This is a genomic window from Stutzerimonas kunmingensis (assembly GCF_002929225.1).
Lineage (GTDB): Bacteria > Pseudomonadota > Gammaproteobacteria > Pseudomonadales > Pseudomonadaceae > Stutzerimonas.
Map to the genome: position 1 here is coordinate 241,086 of NZ_PISM01000004.1, position 22,322 is coordinate 263,407.

General features: G+C 64.8%; 18 protein-coding genes. 6 read left to right on the top strand and 12 right to left on the bottom strand.

Going from position 1 to position 22,322, the window contains the following annotated elements; all coding sequences use genetic code 11:
* Positions 1-15: 15 nt before the first annotated feature.
* From xdhC to CW305_RS02195, 7 genes are all read right to left on the bottom strand, one after another.
* A complete protein-coding gene (gene xdhC, locus CW305_RS02165) occupies positions 16-876 on the bottom strand; it encodes a xanthine dehydrogenase accessory protein XdhC (protein WP_104096994.1) in 861 nt (286 codons plus the stop codon).
* A gap of 101 nt (positions 877-977) precedes the next feature.
* Positions 978-3,374 (bottom strand): xanthine dehydrogenase molybdopterin binding subunit, encoded by a 2,397-nt coding sequence (gene xdhB, locus CW305_RS02170; RefSeq protein WP_104096995.1) that lies wholly within the window; start codon positions 3,372-3,374, stop codon positions 978-980.
* Positions 3,367-4,818, bottom strand: a complete 1,452-nt coding sequence (gene xdhA, locus CW305_RS02175; RefSeq protein WP_104096996.1) for a xanthine dehydrogenase small subunit — start codon at positions 4,816-4,818, stop codon at positions 3,367-3,369. Before xdhA ends, xdhB begins: the two co-directional genes overlap by 8 nt.
* 162 nt (positions 4,819-4,980) lie before the next feature.
* Positions 4,981-5,955, bottom strand: coding sequence for a 2-oxoglutarate and iron-dependent oxygenase domain-containing protein (locus CW305_RS02180; RefSeq protein ID WP_104096997.1), 975 nt, complete (start codon positions 5,953-5,955; stop codon positions 4,981-4,983).
* 138 nt (positions 5,956-6,093) lie between these two features.
* Positions 6,094-7,185, bottom strand: a complete 1,092-nt coding sequence (locus CW305_RS02185; protein WP_104096998.1) for a BMP family ABC transporter substrate-binding protein — start codon at positions 7,183-7,185, stop codon at positions 6,094-6,096.
* 203 nt (positions 7,186-7,388) lie between these two features.
* Positions 7,389-8,744, bottom strand: a complete 1,356-nt coding sequence (locus CW305_RS02190; protein WP_104096999.1) for an 8-oxoguanine deaminase — start codon at positions 8,742-8,744, stop codon at positions 7,389-7,391.
* Between the two features lie 214 nt (positions 8,745-8,958).
* Positions 8,959-9,639 (bottom strand): SDR family oxidoreductase, encoded by a 681-nt coding sequence (locus tag CW305_RS02195; protein ID WP_104097000.1) that lies wholly within the window; start codon positions 9,637-9,639, stop codon positions 8,959-8,961.
* Positions 9,640-9,845: 206 nt separating this feature from the next.
* Between CW305_RS02195 and CW305_RS02200 the strand changes: the two genes are divergently transcribed.
* Positions 9,846-12,563 carry an HAD-IC family P-type ATPase gene (locus CW305_RS02200; protein WP_104097001.1) on the top strand — a complete coding sequence of 906 codons (2,718 nt, stop codon included), beginning with the start codon at positions 9,846-9,848 and terminating at the stop codon, positions 12,561-12,563.
* Positions 12,564-12,581: 18 nt separating this feature from the next.
* Here CW305_RS02200 and mltF read toward each other — a convergent pair whose 3' ends face one another.
* Entirely contained in the window at positions 12,582-14,042 is a 1,461-nt protein-coding gene (mltF, locus tag CW305_RS02205; protein WP_104097002.1) for a membrane-bound lytic murein transglycosylase MltF, read from the bottom strand.
* Positions 14,043-14,210: 168 nt separating this feature from the next.
* Here mltF and CW305_RS02210 point away from each other — a divergent pair, with 168 nt between their 5' ends.
* The gene (locus CW305_RS02210) at positions 14,211-14,486 is read left to right on the top strand and encodes a GIY-YIG nuclease family protein (protein ID WP_003284707.1); all 276 of its coding nucleotides are present in this window, start codon (positions 14,211-14,213) and stop codon (positions 14,484-14,486) included.
* 103 nt (positions 14,487-14,589) lie between these two features.
* Positions 14,590-15,528, top strand: coding sequence for a glutathione S-transferase family protein (locus tag CW305_RS02215; RefSeq protein WP_041013175.1), 939 nt, complete (start codon positions 14,590-14,592; stop codon positions 15,526-15,528).
* Between the two features lie 7 nt (positions 15,529-15,535).
* Here CW305_RS02215 and CW305_RS02220 read toward each other — a convergent pair whose 3' ends face one another.
* The 3 genes from CW305_RS02220 to yejK are packed head-to-tail and all read right to left on the bottom strand — an operon-like array spanning position 15,536 to position 18,211.
* On the bottom strand, positions 15,536-16,381 hold the full coding sequence (locus CW305_RS02220; RefSeq protein ID WP_104097003.1) for a DUF4344 domain-containing metallopeptidase: 846 nt from the start codon (positions 16,379-16,381) through the stop codon (positions 15,536-15,538).
* Positions 16,378-17,196 carry a polyphosphate kinase 2 family protein gene (locus tag CW305_RS02225; protein WP_104097004.1) on the bottom strand — a complete coding sequence of 273 codons (819 nt, stop codon included), beginning with the start codon at positions 17,194-17,196 and terminating at the stop codon, positions 16,378-16,380. Before CW305_RS02225 ends, CW305_RS02220 begins: the two co-directional genes overlap by 4 nt.
* Before the next feature lie 7 nt (positions 17,197-17,203).
* Complete coding sequence (yejK, locus tag CW305_RS02230) at positions 17,204-18,211, bottom strand: nucleoid-associated protein YejK (RefSeq protein ID WP_041013178.1); 1,008 nt, start codon at positions 18,209-18,211, stop codon at positions 17,204-17,206.
* A 163-nt stretch (positions 18,212-18,374) separates the two neighbouring features.
* Between yejK and CW305_RS02235 the strand changes: the two genes are divergently transcribed.
* The 3 genes from CW305_RS02235 (at position 18,375) to CW305_RS02245 (ending at position 21,242) form a co-directional block, all read left to right on the top strand.
* Positions 18,375-19,274 carry a prenyltransferase gene (locus tag CW305_RS02235; protein ID WP_104097005.1) on the top strand — a complete coding sequence of 300 codons (900 nt, stop codon included), beginning with the start codon at positions 18,375-18,377 and terminating at the stop codon, positions 19,272-19,274.
* Positions 19,275-19,374: 100 nt separating this feature from the next.
* Positions 19,375-20,586 carry an MFS transporter gene (locus CW305_RS02240; protein ID WP_014819440.1) on the top strand — a complete coding sequence of 404 codons (1,212 nt, stop codon included), beginning with the start codon at positions 19,375-19,377 and terminating at the stop codon, positions 20,584-20,586.
* Positions 20,587-21,050: 464 nt separating this feature from the next.
* On the top strand, positions 21,051-21,242 hold the full coding sequence (locus CW305_RS02245; protein ID WP_003298204.1) for a hypothetical protein: 192 nt from the start codon (positions 21,051-21,053) through the stop codon (positions 21,240-21,242).
* A gap of 27 nt (positions 21,243-21,269) precedes the next feature.
* On the opposite strand, the gene rlmF is transcribed toward CW305_RS02245, so the two are convergent.
* Positions 21,270-22,265, bottom strand: a complete 996-nt coding sequence (gene rlmF, locus CW305_RS02250) for a 23S rRNA (adenine(1618)-N(6))-methyltransferase RlmF (RefSeq protein ID WP_090522139.1) — start codon at positions 22,263-22,265, stop codon at positions 21,270-21,272.
* Positions 22,266-22,322: the final 57 nt, after the last annotated feature.

Below are 22,322 nucleotides of genomic sequence, written 5' to 3' on the forward strand. Positions count from 1 at the left end.
TACGAGGTCGGGTGGTCAGTTGGTCTGGGCGCGGCGCGAAGCGGGGACCAGCATCGGTACCGGCTTTTCTCCGTCCTCGGCTTTCTCGCCACCCTTTTCACCGAAATGCGCGTTGTAGGTGGCGATCACCTCGCCGGCGATGGACACGGCGATCTCCACCGGCAGCTTGCCCTTCACCTCGGCGATGCCCATCGGGCAGCGCATGCGCTGCACGGTCTCAGGCTGGAAGCCGCGGTCCCGCAGACGGTGTTCGAACCTGGCGCGTTTGCTCTTCGAGCCGATCAGCCCGTAATAGGTGAAATCGTTGCGCGAGAGGATCGCGGCGGTCAGCTCCAGGTCTAGCTGATGATTGTGGGTCATGACGATGAAGTAGCTGCCGGCGGGCATGTTATCCACTTCTTCGACCACATCGTCGTTGACCACCTTTTCCACGCCGCGCGGAATCTCGGCGGGGAATTCGTTATCGCGCGAATCGATCCAGCGCACCTTGCACGGCAGGCTGGCCAGCAGCGGCACCAGCGCGCGCCCGACATGCCCCGCACCGAACACGGCGATATGCGCCTGCGGCTGGCCCATGGGCTCGAACAGCAGCACCGTGGCGCCACCGCAGCACTGGCCGAGGCTGGCGCCGAGGGAGAAGCGCTCGAGGCGGGTGTCACGGCTGCGCTTTTCCAGCATTTCATGGGCGATCTGCTGGGCCTTGTACTCCAGGTGGCCGCCGCCGATGGTGTCGTACAGGCGTTCGCGGCTGACCACCATCTTCGAGCCGGCATTGCGCGGCGTGGAGCCACGCTCCTCGATGATGGTCACCAGCACGCAGGGTTCGCCTTGTTGTTGCAGGTCGGCGAGGGCGTCGATCCAGACCGTGTTGCTCATGGTTCTGTCCTTCGTATCGCCCGGTAACGCGTGCAAAGCGCCGCCACCGGGACATTCGTGTTGCGCTAACGGTGGACAAGCACAGCGTTGTCCTCCCTACGTCAGGCCAGCGTCGTCTGCGTTGCCGCAGACTTGCTCGCCGCCTGCTTCAACCTGCGCATCTGTTCCACGCCCCAGAGCACGCGCTCGGGGGTTGCCGGGGCATCGATCTGCGGCTGCGCCCGGTAGTCGGCCAGGCTGGCGACGGCATCCTTGATCGCGCACCAGACCGAGATGCCGAGCATGAATGGCGGCTCGCCCACGGCCTTGGAGTGGAACACGGTGTCTTCGGGGTTCTTGCGGTTCTCCACCAGCTTGACCCGCAGATCCAGCGGCATGTCCGCCACCGCCGGAATCTTGTAACTGGCCGGGCCGTTGGTCATCAGCTTGCCCTTGTCGTTCCAGACCAGCTCTTCCATGGTCAGCCAGCCCATGCCCTGGACGAAGCCGCCCTCGACCTGGCCGATGTCGATGGCCGGGTTCAGCGAGGCGCCGACGTCATGCAGGATGTCGCTGCGCAGCATCCGGTATTCGCCGGTCAGGGTATCGACGATCACTTCCGAACAGGCCGCGCCGTAGGCGTAGTAGTAGAACGGCCTGCCGCGCGCCTGGCTGCGGTCGTAGTAGATCTTCGGTGTGCGGTAAAAACCGGTGGACGACAGCGAAACCTGGCCGAAATAGGCCTGCTGGATCAGCTCATCGAAGCTGATGTACTGGTCGCGCAGGCGCACCTGGCCATTCTTGAACTCAATGTCTTCCTCGAAGATCTGCCACTTGCGCGCGGCGAACTCCACCAGCCGCTGCTTGATGGTCTGCGCGGCATTTTGCGCCGCCTTGCCGTTGAGGTCGGTGCCGCTGCTTGCTGCCGTCGGCGAAGTGTTCGGCACTTTGTCGGTATTGGTCGCGGTGATCTGGATACGCTCGATGTCGACCTGGAACACCTCGGCCACCACCTGGGCGACCTTGGTGTTCAGGCCCTGACCCATCTCGGTGCCGCCGTGGTTCAGGTGGATGCTGCCGTCGGTGTAGACGTGCACCAGCGCGCCGCCCTGGTTGAGAAAGCTGGCGGTAAAGCTGATACCGAACTTCACCGGCGTCAGCGCCAGGCCCTTCTTCAGTACCGGGCTCGCGGCGTTGAACGCGCGGATTTCTTCGCGGCGGCTGGCGTAATCGCTGCTGGCTTCCAGCTCGGCGGTCATCTCCTCGAGCATGTTGTGCTCGACGGTCTGGTAATAGTGGGTGACGTTGCGCTCGGTCTTGCCGTAGTAGTTGCGCTTGCGCACCTCGAGCGGGTCCTTGCCCAGCTCGCGGGCCACGGCATCCATGATCTCCTCGATGGCGACCATGCCCTGTGGGCCACCGAATCCGCGGTAGGCGGTGTTCGAGGCCAGGTTGGTCTTGCAGCGATGGCCGTTGATGGTGGCGTCGCCCAGGTAGTAGGCGTTGTCGGAGTGGAACATGGCGCGGTCGACGATCGAGCCGGAGAGGTCCGGCGAATAGCCGCAGTTGCCGGCCAGGTCGATCTCGATACCGTGCAGCAGGCCGTCGTCATCGAAGCCGACGTCGTATTCGACGTAGAACGGGTGACGCTTGCCGGTCATGGTCATGTCTTCCATGCGCGGCAGGCGCATCTTGGTCGGCCGGCCGGTGAGGTGTGCGATCACTGCGCACATGCACGCCGGGCCGGCTGCCTGGGTTTCCTTGCCACCAAAGCCACCGCCCATGCGACGCATGTCGATGACGATCTTGTTCATCGAAACGCCGAGCACCTCAGCGACGAGCTTCTGCACCTCGGTGGGGTTTTGCGTGGAGGTGTAGACGATCATGCCGCCGTCTTCGGTGGGCATGACCGAGGAAACCTGGGTCTCCAGGTAGAAGTGCTCCTGCCCGCCGATGTGCAGCGAACCCTGCAGCCGACGCGGCGCGCTGGCCAGGGCGGTGGCCGAGTCACCACGCTTGTGGGTGTGGCTGTCGAGCACGAAGTGCTTCTTGTGCAGCGCCTCGACCACGTCGAGCACCGGCTCCAGATCCTCGTATTCGATGATCGCGGCCATGGCCGCCTTGCGCGCGGTTTCCAGGCTGTCGGCCGCGACGGCGATCACCGGCTGGCCGATGTACTCGACCTTGCCGTCGGCCAGCAGTGGATCGCCGGGCAATACGGCGCCGATATCCAGCTGCCCGGGTACATCCTGAGCGGTAATGGCGATGGCCACGCCCGGCACTTCATAACACGGCGCCGTGTCGATGCGGACGATGCGGGCGTGGGCCCGGTCGCTCATGCGCGCATAGATATGCAGCTGGTTGGGAAACTCCAGGCGGTCGTCAACGTATACCGCTTCTCCGGAGACGTGCTTGGGCGCGCTGTCGTGCTTGACGCTGCGACCGACGCCGGTGACCAGGTCCTGGGTGAACAGCGCCGCGATTTCTTCCTGAGTGCGGGTGGTTACGTGGTTAGACATAAGCGGTCACCCTCGTTTCGGTTTTCGGTGCGTGTTGTTCGAGGAAGCATTTACGCAGCAGGTTCTGCGCGACGAGCAAGCGGTATTCGCGGCTGGCGCGAAAGTCGGTCAGCGGCGTGAAATCCTCGGCCAGTGCATCGCAGGCCGCCTCCACGGTTTGCTGGTTCCAGGGCGCGCCGTTCAGGGTCGCCTCGCAGGCCGCGGCGCGTTTTGGGATCGCCGCCATGCCGCCAAAGGCGACGCGGGCATCGGCGATCATGCCATCAGTGATTTTGAGATCGAACGCGGCGCAGACCGCCGAGATGTCGTCGTCCAGCCGTTTGGAAACCTTGTAGGCGCGGAACAGGCGATCCGGCGTGGCGCGCGGCACGATGATCTGCTCGATGAACTCGCCGGGCTGGAGTGCGGTGACCTTGTAGTCGAGGAAGTAATCTTCCAGCGGCAGGGTGCGGCTGACATCGCCCTTGCGCAGCACGACCTCGGCGCCCAGGGCGATCAGCAGCGGAGGGGCATCGCCGATGGGCGAGGCGTTGCCGATGTTGCCGCCCAGCGTGCCCTGATTGCGGATCTGTAGCGAGGCGAAGCGCTGCAGCAGATCACCGAAGTCCGGGTACTCGGCAGCCAGCGCGGCGTAGCAGTCGGTCAGCGGTGCGGCTGCACCGATCTCGATATGGCGGTCGGTGATCTGGACCTGCTTCATCTCGGTGATCTGCCCGACATGGATCATTACCGGCAGTTCGCGATGGAACTGGGTGACCTCCAGCGCCAGGTCGGTGCCACCGGCGAGCAGCCGGGCTTGCGGATTGGCGGCATACAACTCGGCCAGCTCAGCGACCGTCAGCGGCGACAGGCTGCGCTTTTCGCCGTCGCTGAGTTCGGCGGTTTCGCGCGGCGTGATGCGCTGCAGCTGGGCGATGGTCTCGGCTTCGCGGGCATCGAATTGGTCCGGCTGCTTAGCACAGAAGGCCTGTTCGGCGGCTTCGAGGATCGGGCGATAGCCGGTGCAGCGGCAGAGGTTGCCAGCCAGGGCTTCGTGGGTCTGGTGTGGATCGTAGGTCTGCACGCCGTCGCCGCGATTCTTCTGCAAGGCGAACAGGCTCATGACGAAGCCGGGAGTACAGAAGCCGCACTGCGAGCCGTGGCAATCGACCATCGCCTGCTGGACGCTGTGCAGTTGACCCTGATGCTTGAGGTCTTCGACGGTGATCAGTTGCTTACCGTGCAGGGCGCAGACGAAGGTCAGGCAGGAATTCAGGGTGCGGTAGCGCAGGCGTTCGCCCACCAGTTCGCCGACCACGACGGTACAGGCGCCACAGTCGCCGGAGGCACAGCCTTCCTTGGTGCCCGTCTTGCCGCGGTGTTCGCGCAGGTACTGCAGCACCGTGGTGTTGGGGTCGAGAGTCTGCTCGCTGCGCAGCTCACGATTGAGGAGAAACTGGATCAAGGCGGTGCCTCCGACTGTTGTTGTTCTGACGCGCAAATTATCGCTATCTGACTTTTCGGTCAACTTATTCCTGACTCAAAAGTCAATGCGGCATGCGCGCGCAGTCCGGGCGAGGCATATCGATGCGCTCGCCGATGTTTCCATACTGCAATTAAAGCCCGTTCAGACCGGTTCGGCCTCGCCCTGCCGTCGGTAGGCGTAGGTCTCGGCGAAGCGCGAGAGCATGTACCGACTGCAGGTGATGCTGGGGTATTTCGGTGGGTTGTCGTCGCTGTAGCAGCCGGCCAGACAGCTGATTTCGGTGTCTGGATGCGGCTCGGCGAAGAACGGCATCGAATAGCGATCCACGCCCAGCGGGCTGATCACGCGATGTGGCGTCGACTTGTAACGATCATTGCTCCAGCGCGCCATCATGTCGCCGATGTTGACCACGTAGGTGCCTTCAAAGGGTGGCGCGTCGATCCATTCGCTCTTGACGTTCTGCACCTGCAGGCCGCCGGCCTGGTCCTGATAGAGCAGGGTGACGCAGCCGTAGTCGGTGTGCGCGCCGGCGCCTTGCTGATCGGCGCTAGTTGCCGTCTGCCGGGGCGGGTAGTGGATCATGCGGAATACGCTGATCGGCTCGACGAAGCGCTTGTCGAAGAAGTCCCGCTCGATGCCCAGGGCCAGCGCGATGGCACGCAGCAGGGTGCAGGCGAGATCCTGCATGTCGCGGTAATGGCCCTCCATCAGCTCGGTCCAGCCTTCGATCTGGAGCGGATGACGGTTGGGCCCGCGCAGTGGTTTTTCGGCCAGCACTTCGGGGTGATCGGCAGGCATATGGAAACCCATGTCGAAGGTTTCCTTGAGGTCGCACGGCTGGCTCGGGTCTAGCTGCTCGGTAGCGACGGCACCGTAGCCGCGGTGGTGGCGGCTCTTGGTGATGTCGATCTTCAGCTTATCTTCGGCAGGCAGGGCAAAGAACCGCTGGGCATGGTCGGTGAGGGCAGCGATGCGCTCGGCACTGATCGGATGACCCTTGATATAGAAGAAACCCCACTCGCGGCAGGCGCGGTCGATCGCCTCGGCGACGGCCAGATGGCCGGCCTCGTCGGCGTTATAGAGCGGGGTAATATCGATGATGGGCAGTGAATTCATGGCTGACTCCGGTACGGCGCCGCCGGTCTTCTCGTACCGGCGGCTTTCGAGGGCGATGCCCCCTGCGTGCGGTTCGCCAGGTGGCGGGACGGCACGCAGATTCCGCAGTGCGCCGGGCGGGACCGGCGCGGGTAACGCTTACTTCGGCATTTCAGCCTTGACGCCTTCGACGTAGTAATTCATCGAGGCGAGGTCCTTGATGCTGGCGGTCTCGCCCTCGGCGATGCGCACTTCGCCAGCCTGGTCCTTGATCGGGCCGGTGAACGGGTGGAATTCACCGCTCTTGATGCTGGCGATGATCGCTTCGGCTTCGGTCTTCACATCGGCCGGCACCAGATCGCTGATCGGCAGGCTGATGCTGTCCTGTGCCAGCCCGCCCCAGAAGTCCTCGGACTTCCAGGTACCGGCCATTACCGCTTCGGCGGACTTGGTGTAGTGCGGGCCCCAGTCGTTGACGATGGAGGTCAGCACGGCCTTGGGCCCGAAGTGCTGCATGTCCGAGGCGTAACCGACGGAGTAGACGCCACGACGCTCGGCGGCCTGGATCGGCGCCGGGCTGTCGGTGTGCTGGAAGATCACGTCGACGCCCTGGTCGATCAGCGCGTTGGCGGCATCGGCTTCCTTGCCCGGATCGAACCAGGTGTTGACCCACACCACCTTGATCTCGGTGCCGGGGTTGTACTTGTCCAGCGCCAGCTGGATGGCGTTGATGTCGCGGATCACTTCCGGAATCGGGAAGGAGGCGATGTAGCCGACCTTCTTGGTCTTGGTCATCTTCGCGGCGAGGAAGCCGCCTACATAGCGGCCCTCATAGGAACGGGTCAGGTAGGTGCCGACGTTCTTCGCCTGCTTGTAACCGGTGGCGTGCTCGAAGGTGACCTTGGGGAACTGCTTGGCGACCTTCAGTGTGGGGTTCATGTAGCCGAAGGAGGTGGTGAAGATCAGGTCGTAGTCGCTCTTGGCCATGTTGCGGATGACCCGCTCGGCATCGGCGCCTTCCGGCACGTTCTCGACGAAGCTGGTCTTCACCTTGTCGCCCAGTTTTTCTTCCATGTACTTGCGGCCCTGCTCGTGCTGGTAGGTCCAGCCGTGGTCGCCGATCGGGCCGATGTAGACGAAGCCGACCTTCAACGGATCGGCGGCCGACGCCGCGGCGGTCGTCAGTGCGGCGCTGAAGCCGATCGCTGCGGCGAGTGCACGCAGCAGGGTTTTCCGAGTGTTGTTCTGCATGGCGGGTGACGCTCCTGTTTGTCTAGCTACAGAGCCTATGTTGGCTGATAGCTGGTTAGCAAAAAGCTGACCAACTGGACAGATACCTTCTTTGTGTCGGATTGCGGGCGCTTCGACTCGACGCTGATGCCTGGTCGAGGCTTGCGCTGGTGCGCCAGTAATCCACGGCGCCCAGCTTTGGTGCAAGCCTCGATCATTGCCGATTAGCCGTTTACCAGCTGCCGGGCCGCCTGCTGGTGATCGGCGATCAGCCTCTGTACGTCGAGGCCTTCGACCTGGCCGTCGATGACACGCCACTTGCCGCCAACCATCACCCGGTCGGCGCGGTCGGCGGCGCACAGCAGCAGCGCGGCGACGGGATCGTGGCTGCCGGAGAAGCGCAGTTCGTCGAGCTTGAACAGGGCCAGATCAGCCTGCTTGCCGACCGCCAGCTCGCCGATGTCGCTGCGGCCGAGCAGCCGCGCCGAACCAAGGGTCGCCCAGCCTAGGACCTTCTCTGGCGTGATCTTCTCGGCGCCGTAGCGCAGGCGCCCGATGAACAGCGCCTGACGCGCTTCGAGCATCATGTTGGAGGCATCGTTCGAGGCCGAGCCGTCGACGCCCAGGCCGATGATGGCGCCCTTGTCCTCGAGCTCCAGCGTGTGGCAGATGCCGGAGGCCAGGCGCATGTTGGAACTCGGGCAATGGCAGATGCCGACACCGGCCGCGCCCAGGCGGTGGATTTCCACCTGATTGAAGTGGATGCCATGGGCCAGCCAGGTCCGTGGGCCGAGCCAGCCGACGCTCTGCAGGTAATCCACGGTGCGCATGCCGAAGCGTTGTGCACAGAACTCCTGTTCGTCCAGGGTCTCGGCCAGGTGGGTATGCAGGCGCACGTCGCGTGCTTCGGCCAGCTCCGCGCAGGTGCGCATGATGTCGGTGGTGACCGAGAACGGCGAGCAGGGCGCCAGGGCGATCTGGATCTGCGCGCCGTCGCCGCGTTCGTGGTAGCGGTCGATCAGCCGCTCGCTGTCGGCGAGGATGGTTTCGGCGTCCTGCACCACGCTCTTGCAGGGCAGGCCGCCGTTCTCCTTGGACAGGTTCATCGAGCCGCGGGTGAGCATGGCGCGCATGCCCAGTTCGCGGACGGCCTCGACCTGAATGTCGATGGCATCCTCGAGCCCGCCCGGAAACAGGTAGTGGTGATCCGCCGCCGTAGTGCAGCCGGACAGCAGCAGTTCGGCCAGCGCCACCTTGCTCGCCAGCTGCAATGCCTCTGGAGTGAGCCGCGCCCAGACCGGGTAGAGGGTCAGCAACCAGTTGAACAGCGGCTCGTTGACCACCGGCGCCCAGGCGCGGGTGAGGGTCTGGTAGAAGTGGTGGTGGGTGTTGATCAGCCCCGGCAATACCACGTGCTCACGGGCGTCGAAGGTTTCATCCACCGGCAGCGTGGGCGTGGCGCCGGCGGCAAGCAGTTCGGTGATGACACCGTCTTCGATCACCAGTCCGCCTTGGGCTTTCTGGTCGTTGGCAGTGAAGAGGGCGAGGGGATTCTTGATCCAGATTCGATGAGCAGCCATGGCCGGCTTTCTCCTGAATGGTTGAGTTCAGAGTAGCCAGCTCAGTTATGCCCTGTCTGCTGATCCAGGGGGGCGGAGGGGCTGCCTCTGCCGCGGGCCGAAAGATAAGGGATGTCACAGGGGCTGCCAAGGCCTGGCTAGTGGCAACAGTCTTGAATCCGGCACCGAATTCAGCCTGTCGCAGACAAGCCAGACCCATGAGAGCGCGCGGCGATCACCAGGGCAGCGGATTGCCCTGGTAATCCAGATACCGATGCCCGCCCTGACCAATGGCCTGGGTAACCTGCTCGACCATCCCCCGCGTGCTGGTCTCGACATCCAGCGGAGCCTGGTCGCCTCCCATGTCAGTCTTGACCCAACCCGGATGCATCGACAGCACGGTCAGCTTCGTTTCACCCAATCCAGCAACAAAGGTGCGCGTCATGTGATTCAGCGCGGCCTTGCTCGCGCCGTACAGGTCCATGCCCATGCCCGGACCGGTTTCGACGCTGCCGAGGATGGAACTCATAAAGACGATCACGCCCTGCGCAGGATCGACCAGCGGCAGCAACCGCTCGGCCAGGCGCACCGGTGCGACGGCATTGGTGAAGAACAGCTGGCCGACTTCCGTTTGAGTGGCTTGCGTGGCTGGTTTGTCCTGCGGGCCGGCGACGCCGGCGTTGACGAATAGCACGTCGAGTCTGGTACCGGCCAGGCGGGCCGCCAGCTGGTCTACGCTGCCTGCATCGTCCATATCCAGCGTTTCGACGCGCACCTGCGGTATCTGGCTGAGGGCTTCGGCGTGCTGCGGGTTGCGCACCGTGGCGATCACCTGCCAGCCTGCGGCGCAGAACTGTTTCGCCAGGCCGAGGCCCAGACCGCGGGAAGCGCCGATGATGAGTGCTGTTTTTTGCATGCTGCGTCCTCGGTAGGTCATGACTGACCGGCAAGAATAGCGCGGCTGCGACGCGCGCGTGCAGCAATGCTGGGGTGCGACATCTGGTCGTCGTGCGAGTGTTGCAAGCGGTTTCGCGGCGGTGGTCATAGGGGCGCTGTTTCGGCTCTGATGGGCCAGCGTTGCCGGTGTTTCCGGCATCATCGAATCAAGATCAGGGGGATCCAATGCCCGACCCGCAAACACAGTTGAACCGCTGGCATGCTCGGCAGAGCGATGAGGCGTTGCTCGAACTGGAGTCCTCAAGCGCCGGCCTCAGCCACGAACAGGCCCGGCAGCGCCTGCTGCAATACGGTCCCAATCGGCTCGATGAGGCCAAGCCGGCGAGTGTCTGGCAGCGCCTGCTGCGTCATCTCAACAATCTTCTGCTTTATGTGCTGATCGCCGCGGCGCTGGTAACCGGCCTGATGGGGCATCTGGTCGACACCTTCGTGATCCTGGCGGTGGTGGTGGTCAACGTGGTGATCGGCTTCGTCCAGGAGGGCAAGGCGGAAAAAGCGCTGCAGGCGATTCGGCATCTGCTGGCGCCGCACGCGGTGGTGTTGCGCGATGGCCGCCAGCGGGACCTCGATGCCGCCGAGCTGGTGCCCGGGGATGTGGTACTGCTGGCTTCCGGCGACAGCCTGCCGGCGGACGTGCGGCTGCTGCAGGCGCGCAACCTGCGTATCGACGAGGCGGCGTTGACCGGCGAATCGGTGCCAGTCGACAAGCAGGTCGAGGCCGTGGCCGCCGATGCTTCCATCGGTGATCGGCTTTGCATGGGCTATGCCGGCACGCTGGTGACCCAGGGCCAGGCGCGTGCGGTGGTGGTCGCCACGGGCGCGGCGACGGAGATCGGGCGTATCGGGACGATGCTGGAATCGGTCGAACAGGGCACCACGCCGCTGCTGCGCAAGATGTCCGATGTCGGCCGGGCGCTGACAGCCGTGATCCTGGCCGCGGGCGCTCTGCTGTTCCTGTTCGGCACGCTGGTGCGGGGCATGGGCGCCGGTGAGATGTTCATGGCGGCGGTGGGGCTTTCGGTCGCGGCGATCCCCGAGGGGCTGCCGGCGATCATGACCATCACCCTGGCCATCGGCGTGCAGCGTATGGCCAGTCGCAATGCAGTGATCCGGCGCCTGCCGGCGGTGGAGACGCTGGGCTCGGTGACGGTGATCTGCTCGGACAAGACCGGCACCCTGACGCGCAACGAGATGACGGTGCAGGAAGTGATCTGCGCCGGGCAGGCACTGGAGGTCGAAGGCGCGGGCTATGCACCGCAAGGTGCGTTGCTGTTCGAGGGCGTGCCAGTCGAACCGGCGGCGCTGGCAGAACGCACGCTGGCAGCCAGCGCGCTTGCCGAAGCCGCGGCGCTGTGCAACGACGCCAGCCTGCACGAGAAGGACGGACTGTGGGCCCTTGCCGGCGACCCCACCGAGGGCGCGTTGCTGACCCTGGCGATGAAAGCAGGACTGTCGCCGGCCAACCTCCACGTCGACCGTCCGCGGCTGGACGTGATTCCCTTCGAGTCGGAACACCGCTTCATGGCGACTCTGCACGCTTGCGAAGGCGGCAGCGAAGTGCTGGTCAAGGGCGCGCCGGAACGGATCCTGGCCATGTGCGCGCGGCAGCTCGAGGCCGACGGCCAGGAGCGGCTGCTGGATCAGTCGCACTGGCATGAACAGGTCGAGGCGCAGGCGCGGGCCGGTCGTCGCGTGCTGGCCCTGGCGCGGCGCAGGCTGCCGGCCGGCAAGGAGGCGATCGAGCATGCCGACGTTGCCAGCGAGCTGACCCTGCTCGGGCTGGTCGGCATTATCGATCCGCCGCGTGACGAGGCGATCCGTGCGGTGGCACAGTGCCGTGCAGCTGGCATTCGTGTGGTGATGATCACCGGCGACCACGGCGTCACTGCCAGTGCCATTGCCAGACAGCTGGGCATGGGGGATGACATCAAGGCGATCACCGGGCCGGAGCTGGAGCTGATGGATGAAGCGGCCATGCGCCAGGCCGTCGCCGAGGCCCGGGTGTTCGCCCGCGCCAGTCCGGAACACAAGCTGCGCCTGGTGCGTGCGCTGCAGGCCAATGGCGAGGTGGTCGCCATGACCGGCGATGGGGTCAACGACGCGCCAGCGCTGAAGCAGGCAGATGTCGGCGTGGCCATGGGCATGAAGGGCACCGAGGCGGCCAAGCAGGCCGGCGCCATCGTGCTGGCGGACGACAACTTCGCCTCCATCGCCCATGCGGTGGAAGAAGGGCGCACCGTCTACGACAACCTGCGCAAGACTGTGACCTTCCTGCTGCCGATCAACGGCGGCGAGTCGCTGTCGCTGCTGCTGGCGGTGCTGCTCGGCATCGCGCTGCCGATCACGCCGGTGCAGGTGTTGTGGGTCAACATGGTCAGCTCGGTGGCGTTGGCCATGGTACTGGCGTTCGAACCGACCGAGGCGGATGTAATGCAGAGGCCGCCGCGGCGGCCGGACGAGCCGATGCTGTCGCGCTTCGTCATCTGGCGGTTCTTCTTCGTTTCCGCGCTGTTTCTCGCCGGCATCTTCGGCATGTACCAGTGGATGCTGACGCAGGGCGCGACGATTGAGGCGGCGCGCACCGTCGCAGTCAACACGCTGGTGTGCATGGAGGTGTTTTATCTGTTCAGCGTGCGTTATCTGAAGGCGCCTTCCTTCACCGTGCAGGGCGTCAAGGGTACGCCGCGGGTGCTGGTGGCGGTGTTCGGTGTGTTCGCCCTGCAGCTGATGTTCACCTACGCGCCGTTCATGCAGTCGCTGTTCGCGTCCGAAGCGTTGCCGCTGGCGACCGGTGTGCTGGTGGTGCTGGCCGGGGTGGCCGTGATGGTGATTCTGGAGATCGAGAAGGCGCTGTTGCGTCGGATGGGCGTTGGCCCGGCGTGAGTCAGGCTTGCGCAAAGGTCAGAGCGGCGGCAGCTCTTCCATCAGGTCGGTCGTGTACACGCCGGGGATATGCAGCTCGCTCTTGGCCAGCTGCTGGCCTTCCATCTGCGGCTGGGTCACCCAGGTGAGGATGTCGTAGTAGCGGCGAATGTTGGCCACGAAGTGCACCGGCTCGCCGCCGCGGGCATAGCCGTAGCGGGTCTTGCTGTACCACTGCTTCTGCGCCAGGCGCGGCAGCATCTGCTTCACGTCCAGCCACTTGTTGGGGTCCAGCCCCTCGGCTTCGGCGAGTTTGCGGGCGTCTTCGAGATGCCCTCCGCCGACGTTGTAAGCGGCGAGGGCGAACCAGGTGCGATCGGGTTCCTGCACGCTTTCGGGCAGGCTGGCGTGCACCTTGACCAGGTATTTGCCGCCGCCCTGGATGCTCTGCACCGGGTCCAGGCGGTTGGTCACGCCCATGGCGTTGGCGGTGCGCAAGGTCAGCATCATCAGCCCGCGCACGCCGGTCTTGGAGGTGGCCTCGGGCTGCCAGTGAGATTCCTGATAACCGATCGCGGCCAGCAGGCGCCAGTCGATGCCGTGTTTCCTGGCGGTCTCGCGGAAGGCTTTCTCGTAACGCGGCAGACGCTGCTGCAGATGCTTGGCGAAGGCGTAGGCGCCGACGTAGCCGAGCACGTCCACATGACCGTAGTAGCGTTCGCGCAGGCGCTGCAGCGTGCCGTTCTGCTGGGCCTGCTCGAGGAAGGAGTTGGCGGCCTCGAGCAGGCTGTCGTCCTCGCCCTTGGCCACGACCCAGGCCAGGCTGTTCTGCTCGCCGACATCGAAGCCGGCGCGGATGTTGGTGAAGTACACCTGGTTCATGGACATCTCGTTGGATTCCACCAGGGTCAGGTCGATCTGCCCCTCGTCGACCATGCGCAGCAGGTCGACCACTTCCACGGCGTCGGATTCTTCGTAGCGCAGGTCGGGATATTCGGCCTGCAGCGTGGCGAGCTTCTCAGCCTGGCTACTGCCTTTGAGCACGAGGATGCGCTTGCCGATCAGGTCCTTGGGGCTGGTCGGACGGCGCTGGCCGCTGCGGTAGACGACCTGGGTGGTGACGTCCAGATAGGAGCGGGTGAAGCGTGCCAGTTCCCGTCGGCCTTCGCTGGCGACCAGGCCGGCGGCGGCGAGCGCCGGGCCGCCGGGCCGGTTGAGACGGTTGAAAATGTCTTCGATGTTGTCGGCGGTTTCGATCTGCAGCTCGACGCCGAGATTGCTGGCGAAGCGCTTGGCCAGCTCGTACTCGAAGCCGGCTTCGCCGTTGCGGTCCTGGAAATAAGTGGAAGGGCTGTTGCGGGTGATCACGCGCAGTACGCCTTCCTCCTGTATACGCTCAAGCTCGCTGGGCTTCTCGGCGCAGCTGCTGAGCATCAGGAAGAGTCCGGTCGCCAACAGCCAGATGGCGCAGCGCTTGCGGAACACGGTTTGGGCAAACATCGGCGCAGTATACGCAAAGGCGAACCGCCACCATATCTGGACAGCGGTCGGGCTCTCTGCTAAGCGAGCACCTTCCTACGGCAGGGTAATGCTGCCAAACGACCGTGGCGCGCAAGTTCGGCATAATGCCGGCCCGTGCCGCCACCGACTCCGAGAGTTTTGCGAAACATGACCGAGGTTCAGCCCAAGCCCTGGTTCGTCTATCTGGTGCGCGCCGCCAACGGTGCGCTGTACTGCGGTATCAGCGACGATGCGCAGCGTCGTTTCGCCGAGCACCAGCGCGGGCGCGGGGCGCGTTTCTTTCACTCCAGTCCGGCGCAGGCGCTGGTCTATGTCGAGACTTGCGCCAGCAAGGGCGATGCGTTGCGTCGCGAGATCGCCATCAAGCGACTGGACAAGCGTGCCAAGGAACGCCTGGTGAGCCTGGCCAGCCCCGTTGCGTGAATGACGCACCAATCAGCCGGTAGGCTCGGTGGAGCGGAGCGTCTAAGCTGATGCTCTTCCAACGGGGCGACGCCCCATCTCGAGACCTCTGGCGGAGCCTGTCATGCACGAGCTGATCCTGCACCACTATCCCACCTCGCCCTTTGCCGAAAAGGCGCGCCTGATGCTGGGGTTCAAGCAGCTGTCCTGGCGCTCGGTAATGATCCCTCCGGTCATGCCCAAGCCCGACCTGACCGCGCTCACCGGCGGTTATCGACGCACGCCGGTGTTGCAGGTCGGCGCCGACATCTATTGCGACACCGCCCTGATCGCGCGTCGGCTCGAGGCCGAAAAGACCACCCCGGCGCTGTTCCCGGAAGGCCAGGAGTTCACCGCCGCGACGCTTGCCCAGTGGGCCGATTCGGTGCTGTTCCTGAACGCCGTGAGCCTGGTGTTCCAGCCCGAATCCATGGCCGTCCGCTTCGCCCAGGTGCCCAAGGAGTTCGTCCAGATATTCAGCAAGGACCGTGCGCAGCTGTTCTCCAACGGATCGGTCAGTCGCGTTCCGCTGGAGCAGGCTAAGAGTGATTGGCCAACCTTCATGACGCGCCTGCAGCAGCAGCTGGCGCGGGAGGAGGGCGAGTTCCTGTTTGGTGCGGCGCCGTCGATTGCCGACTTCGCCGTCGCGCATTGCCTGTGGTTCCTGCGTGCGACGCCGGTCACCGCGCCGCTGGTGGATGGGTACCCGGAGGTGGCGGCCTGGCTTGGCAAGGTACTCGGCGTGGGCCATGGCTCCAGCAGCGAGCTATCCGCCGAGGATGCGCTGCGCATGGCGCTGGAGGCCGAGCCTGCGCCGCTGCCGGACGAAGCATTCAGCGAGCCGAATGGTTTTCAGGAAGGGCAGAATGTGGCCATCGCCGCAGTGGATTACGGCGCCGATCCGGTCGAGGGTGAGTTGGTCTTCGCCGGTAGCGAAGAGCTGATCCTGCGCCGCAGCGATGACCGCACCGGGGTCGTACACGTGCACTTCCCGCGTGTCGGCTATCGCATCGAGGCGCGCTGAAGGCGCCTCAGCGCGGCGTCGGTGATTCGCCGGCGCGCAGCTTTGGCAGCTCGCGGGCGAGCGTGCGGAAGTAGGCGATGCGCTCGTAGCACAGCGTGAGCTCACCGCTGATGCGGTTGAACCAGGCGTCCGGCGCGCCGCAGGTGGACATGCGCAGGGTCAGGTCGCGGGGCAGCTCGAAGGCATCGCTTGCCTTCGCCGCGACCGCTTCCAGCTCGCCGCCAGCGCGAATCTTTTCCAGCAGTTCGGCACCACCCGGCAGATGTCCGGGGGGAGTGTCGTAGATCACCTGAATGCGGTGCCGCGCCGGTCGCTCGTCGCTGCGGCCGAAGTGCTCGCGAAACCACTGCACTGCGTGGGCCGCCTGTTCGTATTCCTCGGGACAGTACAGCGCGCGTTCCACCGGCAAGCCGCTGACTTCCAGCACCCAGTCGAGCCGATCCGGGTCGCTGCCGTAGGCCAGGCAGGCGATGTTGTAGAAGCGCTGGGCGTCCAGCGCATGGCTGTCCCAGACCGGCACCGGGGAGCCGTCGCGTTCCGCGTGCTGCCATTCCAGACGCCAGTAATCGGCAACATCCATCAGCTTGGCGTAGAAATCGTCGCGGTGCTGTTCCTGCTGCAACAGGAACAGGCCCATGAAGCCGAGCTGGTCGGCGGCGTCTTCCTCACGCCCCAGTACCGGCAGCTGCAGTTCGCTGATCAGCAGGTGCCCCATCTCGTGCATCAGGGTGAACTCGGAGTTGGCGACCGTGAAGCGGACCTCGTCCACCGACAGTTCCGGCGCTGTTTCGCCTTGCTGCGCCTGCGCCTGCGCCAGCAGCGGCAGAAGCAGCAACAGAGCGAAGCGCTTCATGGCGTGCTGTCCAGATCGGCATGGGTGAATGGCGCCGGCCGCGCCGGCCAGTCTAGTGCCAGGCGCTCGAACGCGCGGGCGAGCAGGCTGGCGACGAGCAGGTCGCGCAACCAGCGGTGGTCGGCCGGTATCACGTACCAGGGTGCTTCGCGGCTGTGGCTTTTGCTCAGCACGGCAGCCCATTGCGCCTGCTGCTGGGCGAAGTTGCGGTGGTCCTGCAGATCGCCGAGGGTCAGCTTCCAGCGCTTTTCCGGCTGCTCCAGGCGCCGATGCAAGCGCTGCTTCTGCTCGCCGGCAGACAGCTGCAGGTAACACTTGAGCGGCTGGATACTGGCGGCCGGCAGCTCGCGCTCGAAAGCCAGGATTGCGGACTGGCGCTGCGGGATGTCGGCAGGCGAGCACAGGCCGTCGCGCAGATCGCTGACCAGCGCTTCGTAGTAGCTGCGATTGAATACGCCGAGCATGCCGGGCACCGGCAGCCGCTCCCGGTAGCGCCAGAGGAAGTCGTGGCGGCGTTCTTCTTCGCTCGGCGCCTGGAAGCTGTGCGGCGACAGCCCCAGCGGGTCCAGGCCACCCAGCACGCGGCGGATCACGCCGTTCTTGCCGGAGCAGTCCGGCCCCTGCAGCACGAGCAGCAGGGCGTCGCGGCGGTTGGCCCAGAGCATGGTCTGCTGTACCCGCAGCCATTCCTTCAGGCTTGCCAGCTGCGCTTGAGCCTGTGCTTTGTCCAGGCCGTAGCAGCGTGCCGGATCGCGCGCCAGCGGCGCCGCCGGGTCGCACAGGCAGTCATCGAGAATGGCGTCCGCCAGGCGCATGGCGTGGTCAGTCCTTGCGCCGCTTGAGCTGGTCCTTCAGTTGGGTCGGCAGCTGGCGGATGATCAGCATGTCGCGCGCCTCGTCGTACTCGACCTTCGAGCCCAGCAGATGCGACTCGAAGCTGATCGACAGCCCTTCGGCGCGCCCGGTGAAGCGCTGAAACTGGTTTAGCGTGCGTTTGTCGGCGGGAATTTCCGGCGACAGCCCGTAATCCTTGTTGCGGATGTGCTCGTAGAAGGCGCGCGGACGTTCCTCGTCGATCACCCCGGACAGCTCTTCGAGCGACATGGGTTCGCCGATCTTCGCCTGGCTACTGGCGTAGCCGACCAGCGCGCTGGTCTTCTCCCGTGCTTTTTCCTCGGGCAGGTCTTCGCTTTCGACGTAGTCGCTGAAGGCCTTGAGCAGCGTGCGGGTCTCGCCCGGGCCGTCGACGCCCTCCTGGCAGCCGATGAAGTCGCGGAAGTACTCGGACACCTTCTTGCCGTTCTTGCCCTTGATGAAGGAGATGTACTGCTTGGACTGCTTGTTGTTCTGCCACTCGGAGATGTTGATCCGCGTCGCCAGGTGCAGCTGTCCGAGGTCGAGGTGCCGGGCTTCGGTCACGTCCAGCGAGTCGGTAACGGTGACGCCGTTGCTGTGGTGCAACAGGGCGATGGCCAGGTAATCGGTCATGCCCTGCTGGTAATGAGCGAACAGCACGTGGCCGCCGGTGGACAGATTGGATTCCTCCATCAGCTTCTGCAGATGCTCGACTGCCTGGCGGCTGAATGCGGTGAAGTCCTGATTGCCTTCCATGTACTGCGCGAGCCAGCCGCTGAACGGATAGGCGCCGGACTCCTCGTGAAAGAAGCCCCAGGCCTTGCCCTGCTTGGCGTTGTAGCTCTCATTGAGATCGGCCAGCAGGTTCTCGATAGCCTGGGAGTTGCCCAGCTCCGAGTCACGGGCGTGGAGCACGGCGGGGGTGCCGTCCGGCTTTTTCTCGATCAGATGGACGATGCAGTGGCGGATGGGCATGGTGGTCTCACGGCTGGAATGCAACAGGTTGGGCAGTTTACCCGAGAGCGGGTAGTGCGTGCCTGCAGCCGAAGCTGCGGTCTGGCAGAGTCGATCTGTGTCAAGGACGTCTCGCGGCGTTGGGGTTAGCCTGCCGTACACAAGACGATAGCGGGAGGCGTAGATGAGCGGAACCTTGGACTGGCTGGGTGTGGCGCGCGGTCGTTTCCTGCTGCTGACGCTGAGCTGCGTGGCGCTCGGGCTGGCCTTGGCAGCGCGCGGGAGCGCGGAAGCGATGTCCTACAGTGATGCACTGCTGGTGATGCTCGGCGCCCTGGCCGCCCATGTGGCAGTCAATGCGCTCAACGAATGGGGTGATTACCGCAGTGGGCTGGACCTGCAGACCCGCCGCACGGCATTCAGCGGTGGCAGCGGTACCTTGGTGACCCATCCGCATCTGCTGGGTCGCACATTGCTGCTCGGTCTCGGCAGCCTGCTGACCTGCGCGCTGATCGGCGTGTTGTTCCTGCTGCGCCAGCCGCCGCTGTTGCTCAGTCTGGCGCCGATCGGTCTGGCGGGACTGTTGCTGGTGCTGCTTTACACGCCTTGGCTGACCCGCCACCCCTGGCTGTGCCTGTTCGCGCCGGGCTTGGGCTTCGCGCTGATGGTGCTGGGTACGCGCATCGTTCTCGGCGGCGCGCCGGATCTCGGCGATCTGTGGTTGATCCTGCCCCCTCTGCTGCTCTGCAACAACCTGCTTTTGCTCGGCCAGTTTCCGGACATTGATGCCGACCGCGCTGTCGGCCGGCGTACCCTGCCTATGCATATCGGCTGTACCAACGCCGTGCGCGTGGCGTTTGCGCAGTGGCTGCTGGCCTACGGCGTACTCCTGGCTGTGCTGGCGCAGCCAGGTCTGGCCGGTGGCGCACTCGGCTTGTTGACCTTGCCGTTGGCCCTGCGAGCGGCATGGTTGCTGCGTCGCGAACCGCTGCAGGCGCAGCGCCTGCTGCCGGCATTGGGGCTGAACGCTGCGGTCAGCGTGGCGACGCCGTTGTTGATGGCGGTAGGGTTGCTGGCGCTTTAGCGTTCCGCGAGAGCGGAGGGCACCCGATCGGACACATGGGGTGACGAAAGAAAGGCTTAACTGAGTAAACTGGTCGCCTTTTCTTCGAGGAATGACCCCCATGACCGCTGCATGGCGCAACTCTGCCTGGATTCTCGCTGGTGGCTCGCTGATCCTCGCGATTTCGCTAGGTGTGCGCCACGGCTTCGGTCTGTTCCTGCCGCCCATGAGTGCCGAGTTCGGCTGGGGTCGCGAGGTGTTCGCCTTCGCCATCGCGATACAGAACCTGATCTGGGGCCTGGTGCAGCCGGTGACTGGCGCGCTGGCCGATCGCTTCGGCGTGGCTCGTGCGGTGCTGATCGGCGGCATTCTCTACGCCGTTGGGCTGGCATTGATGGCAGTGTCCGATTCGCCGACGACCCTGACGCTGAGTGCCGGGCTGCTGATCGGACTGGGGCTGTCAGGCACCTCGTTCTCGGTGATCCTCGGCGCAGTCGGGCAGGCGGTTCCGCCGGAGAAGCGCAGCATGGCGATGGGCATCGCCAGCGCTGCGGGCTCCTTCGGCCAGTTCATCATGCTGCCCGGCAGCCTGGGGCTCATCGAGTGGCTGGGGTGGTCCTCGGCGCTTATGGCGCTCGGTTTACTGGTGGCGCTGATCGTGCCGCTCGCGGGGATGATGCGCAGCCCCGCGCGGCCTCCGGCGGCACCCGGAACTCAGCAGTCGCTGGGCGAGGCGCTGCGCGAAGCGGCCGGGCATTCCGGGTTCCGTCTGCTGGCGCTGGGCTTTTTCGTCTGCGGCTTTCAGGTGGTCTTCATCGGTCTGCACCTGCCGGCCTATCTGGTCGATAAGCATCTGCCGGCGCAGGTCGGTACCACGGTGCTGGCACTGGTCGGGCTGTTCAACGTCGTCGGCACCTACACTGCGGGCTGGCTGGGCAGCTGCTACTCCAAGCCAAAGCTGCTGGCCGGGTTGTATCTGATTCGCGGTGTGGTGATCAGTGTTTTCCTGCTGGCGCCGCTGAGTGTCTGGAGCGCGTACGCATTCGGCATCGCCATGGGCTTGCTGTGGCTGTCCACGGTGCCACTCACCAACGGTACGGTGGCGACCATGTTCGGCGTGCGCAACCTGTCGATGCTCGGCGGTATCGCCTTCCTTTTCCATCAGCTGGGCTCGTTCTTTGGCGGCTGGCTGGGCGGCTGGCTGTACGACCGTACCGGCAGTTACGACCTGGTCTGGCAGATCGCGATCGCGCTGAGCCTGATGGCGGCGGTACTCAACTGGCCGATTCGTGAGCAGCCGGTCGAGCGCCTGCGCGAGGCGCAGGTCAACTGATGCGGCCGCTCTGGCTGGGTGTGAGCGTCGCCCTCGTGCTGGGTCTGCTGATGCTGGCCTGGTGGGGCTGGCAGCGTGGCGGCCTGGCGCTGCTGCAGATGGGCCTGGGCACCTGCTGATTCCAGCTGGCCTGCGATCTCGTAATTCCTTCTTTTCCGCGTGGCCGGTTTATCCGGTCGCGCCGAAGCTGTCATGCCCGCAATACCGATCTCATGGCCTCGCTCTGCAGTTCGAAAGCGGCGACGAACGTGACGGAATCAATTCGGTATTCATCGCTCCAAAGCGAAGCGGCGTAGAAGACGTTAAGAACAAATCGCCGGTTCTTAGCAGCAACCTATCGGCTTTTGTGCGTACGCCCGCGATCGAGTGGCAGCCTGGAAATCCCGTTCTAAGCTCGGCTGTCGCATAACCGTCATCAACAGTTGGTAAATACCTGCGGCACGCAGTCAATGGAGCAACAAGCAATGTCCACCCTTACCGAACTCGCCCAACAAATCGCCAAGCTCTATCCGTTGAAGGACAAGCGTGTAGGCAAGCGTTATCGCGTGGTAGGCGAGCTGGCCGGGATGACCGAACTGGAAGAGATCAACGGTGAACCGCGCTATATCCAGACTATGGCGCTGAAGAACAAGCAGCTCTGGGACGTGGCGGTCTAAACCTTTCCGTTGACGCCTGCCTGAATTTCACCCTTTCGCCCAGCGCTCGGCGCGCCAACTCGCCTGCTCGGTTTGACTCAGGAAGGTCCAGGCGACGAAGCGGCTCTTCTTCTGCCCCTGAGCCATGTCCAGCGTGTGCATCTGGCGGGCACCGAGGCGTTTCAGCCGCGCCTCCAGCGGCGCCACGTTGGCGCCCTTCGATACCAGCGTACTGAACCAGTAGACCTGTCCGGCGAACGCGACGCTTTCCTCCGCCATGCGCGCGACAAAGGCCGCTTCGCCACCTTCGCACCAGAGCTCCGCCGCCTGACCGCCGAAATTGAGCGCGGGTAGTTTGCGGCTCGGGTCGAGCTTGCCGAGGTTACGCCACTTGCGCTGGCTGCCACTGCTGGCTTCGGCCTGTGACGCATGGAAGGGCGGATTGCACAACGTCAGGTCGAAGCGATCCTCCGGCAACACCATGCCCTTGAAGACGTGCTTCGGCGCCGCCTGCTGTCTCAGCTCGATGGCCTTGGCGAGGCCATTGGCCGAGACGATGGTGCGTGCCGAGGCCAGAGCGGTGGTGTCGATATCACTGCCGGTGAAGTGCCAGCCATACTCCCGATGGCCGATCAGCGGGTAGATGCAGTTGGCCCCGGTACCGATGTCCAGTGCGTGAATGGCGGTGCCGCGGGGAATGGCGCAGGCATCGTTCTGCCCGAGCAGATCGGCCAGTCCATGCAGATAATCGGCGCGCCCTGGCACCGGCGGGCACAGGTAGCCTGGCGGAATGTCCCAGTGCTGGATTCCATAGAACTGCCTGAGCAGCGCGCGATTGAACACCCGCACCGCATCCGGGTTGGCGAAGTCGATGCTTTGCTTGCCGTAGGGATTGAGGATTACGTACTCGACCAGCTCCGGGCAGCCAGCAATCAGCGCCGGGAAGTCGTAGCGGCCGGTATGGCGGTTGCGTGGATGCAGTACGGCCTTGCCGGTTTCGGCACGGCCGGGCTGCGGAGTCGAGGACGGGGATCTGCGCGGCATCTGATCAGCGGGAGGTTGGCGGCTGGGGCGCGCATTGTCCCACAACCGCTGCCCGCG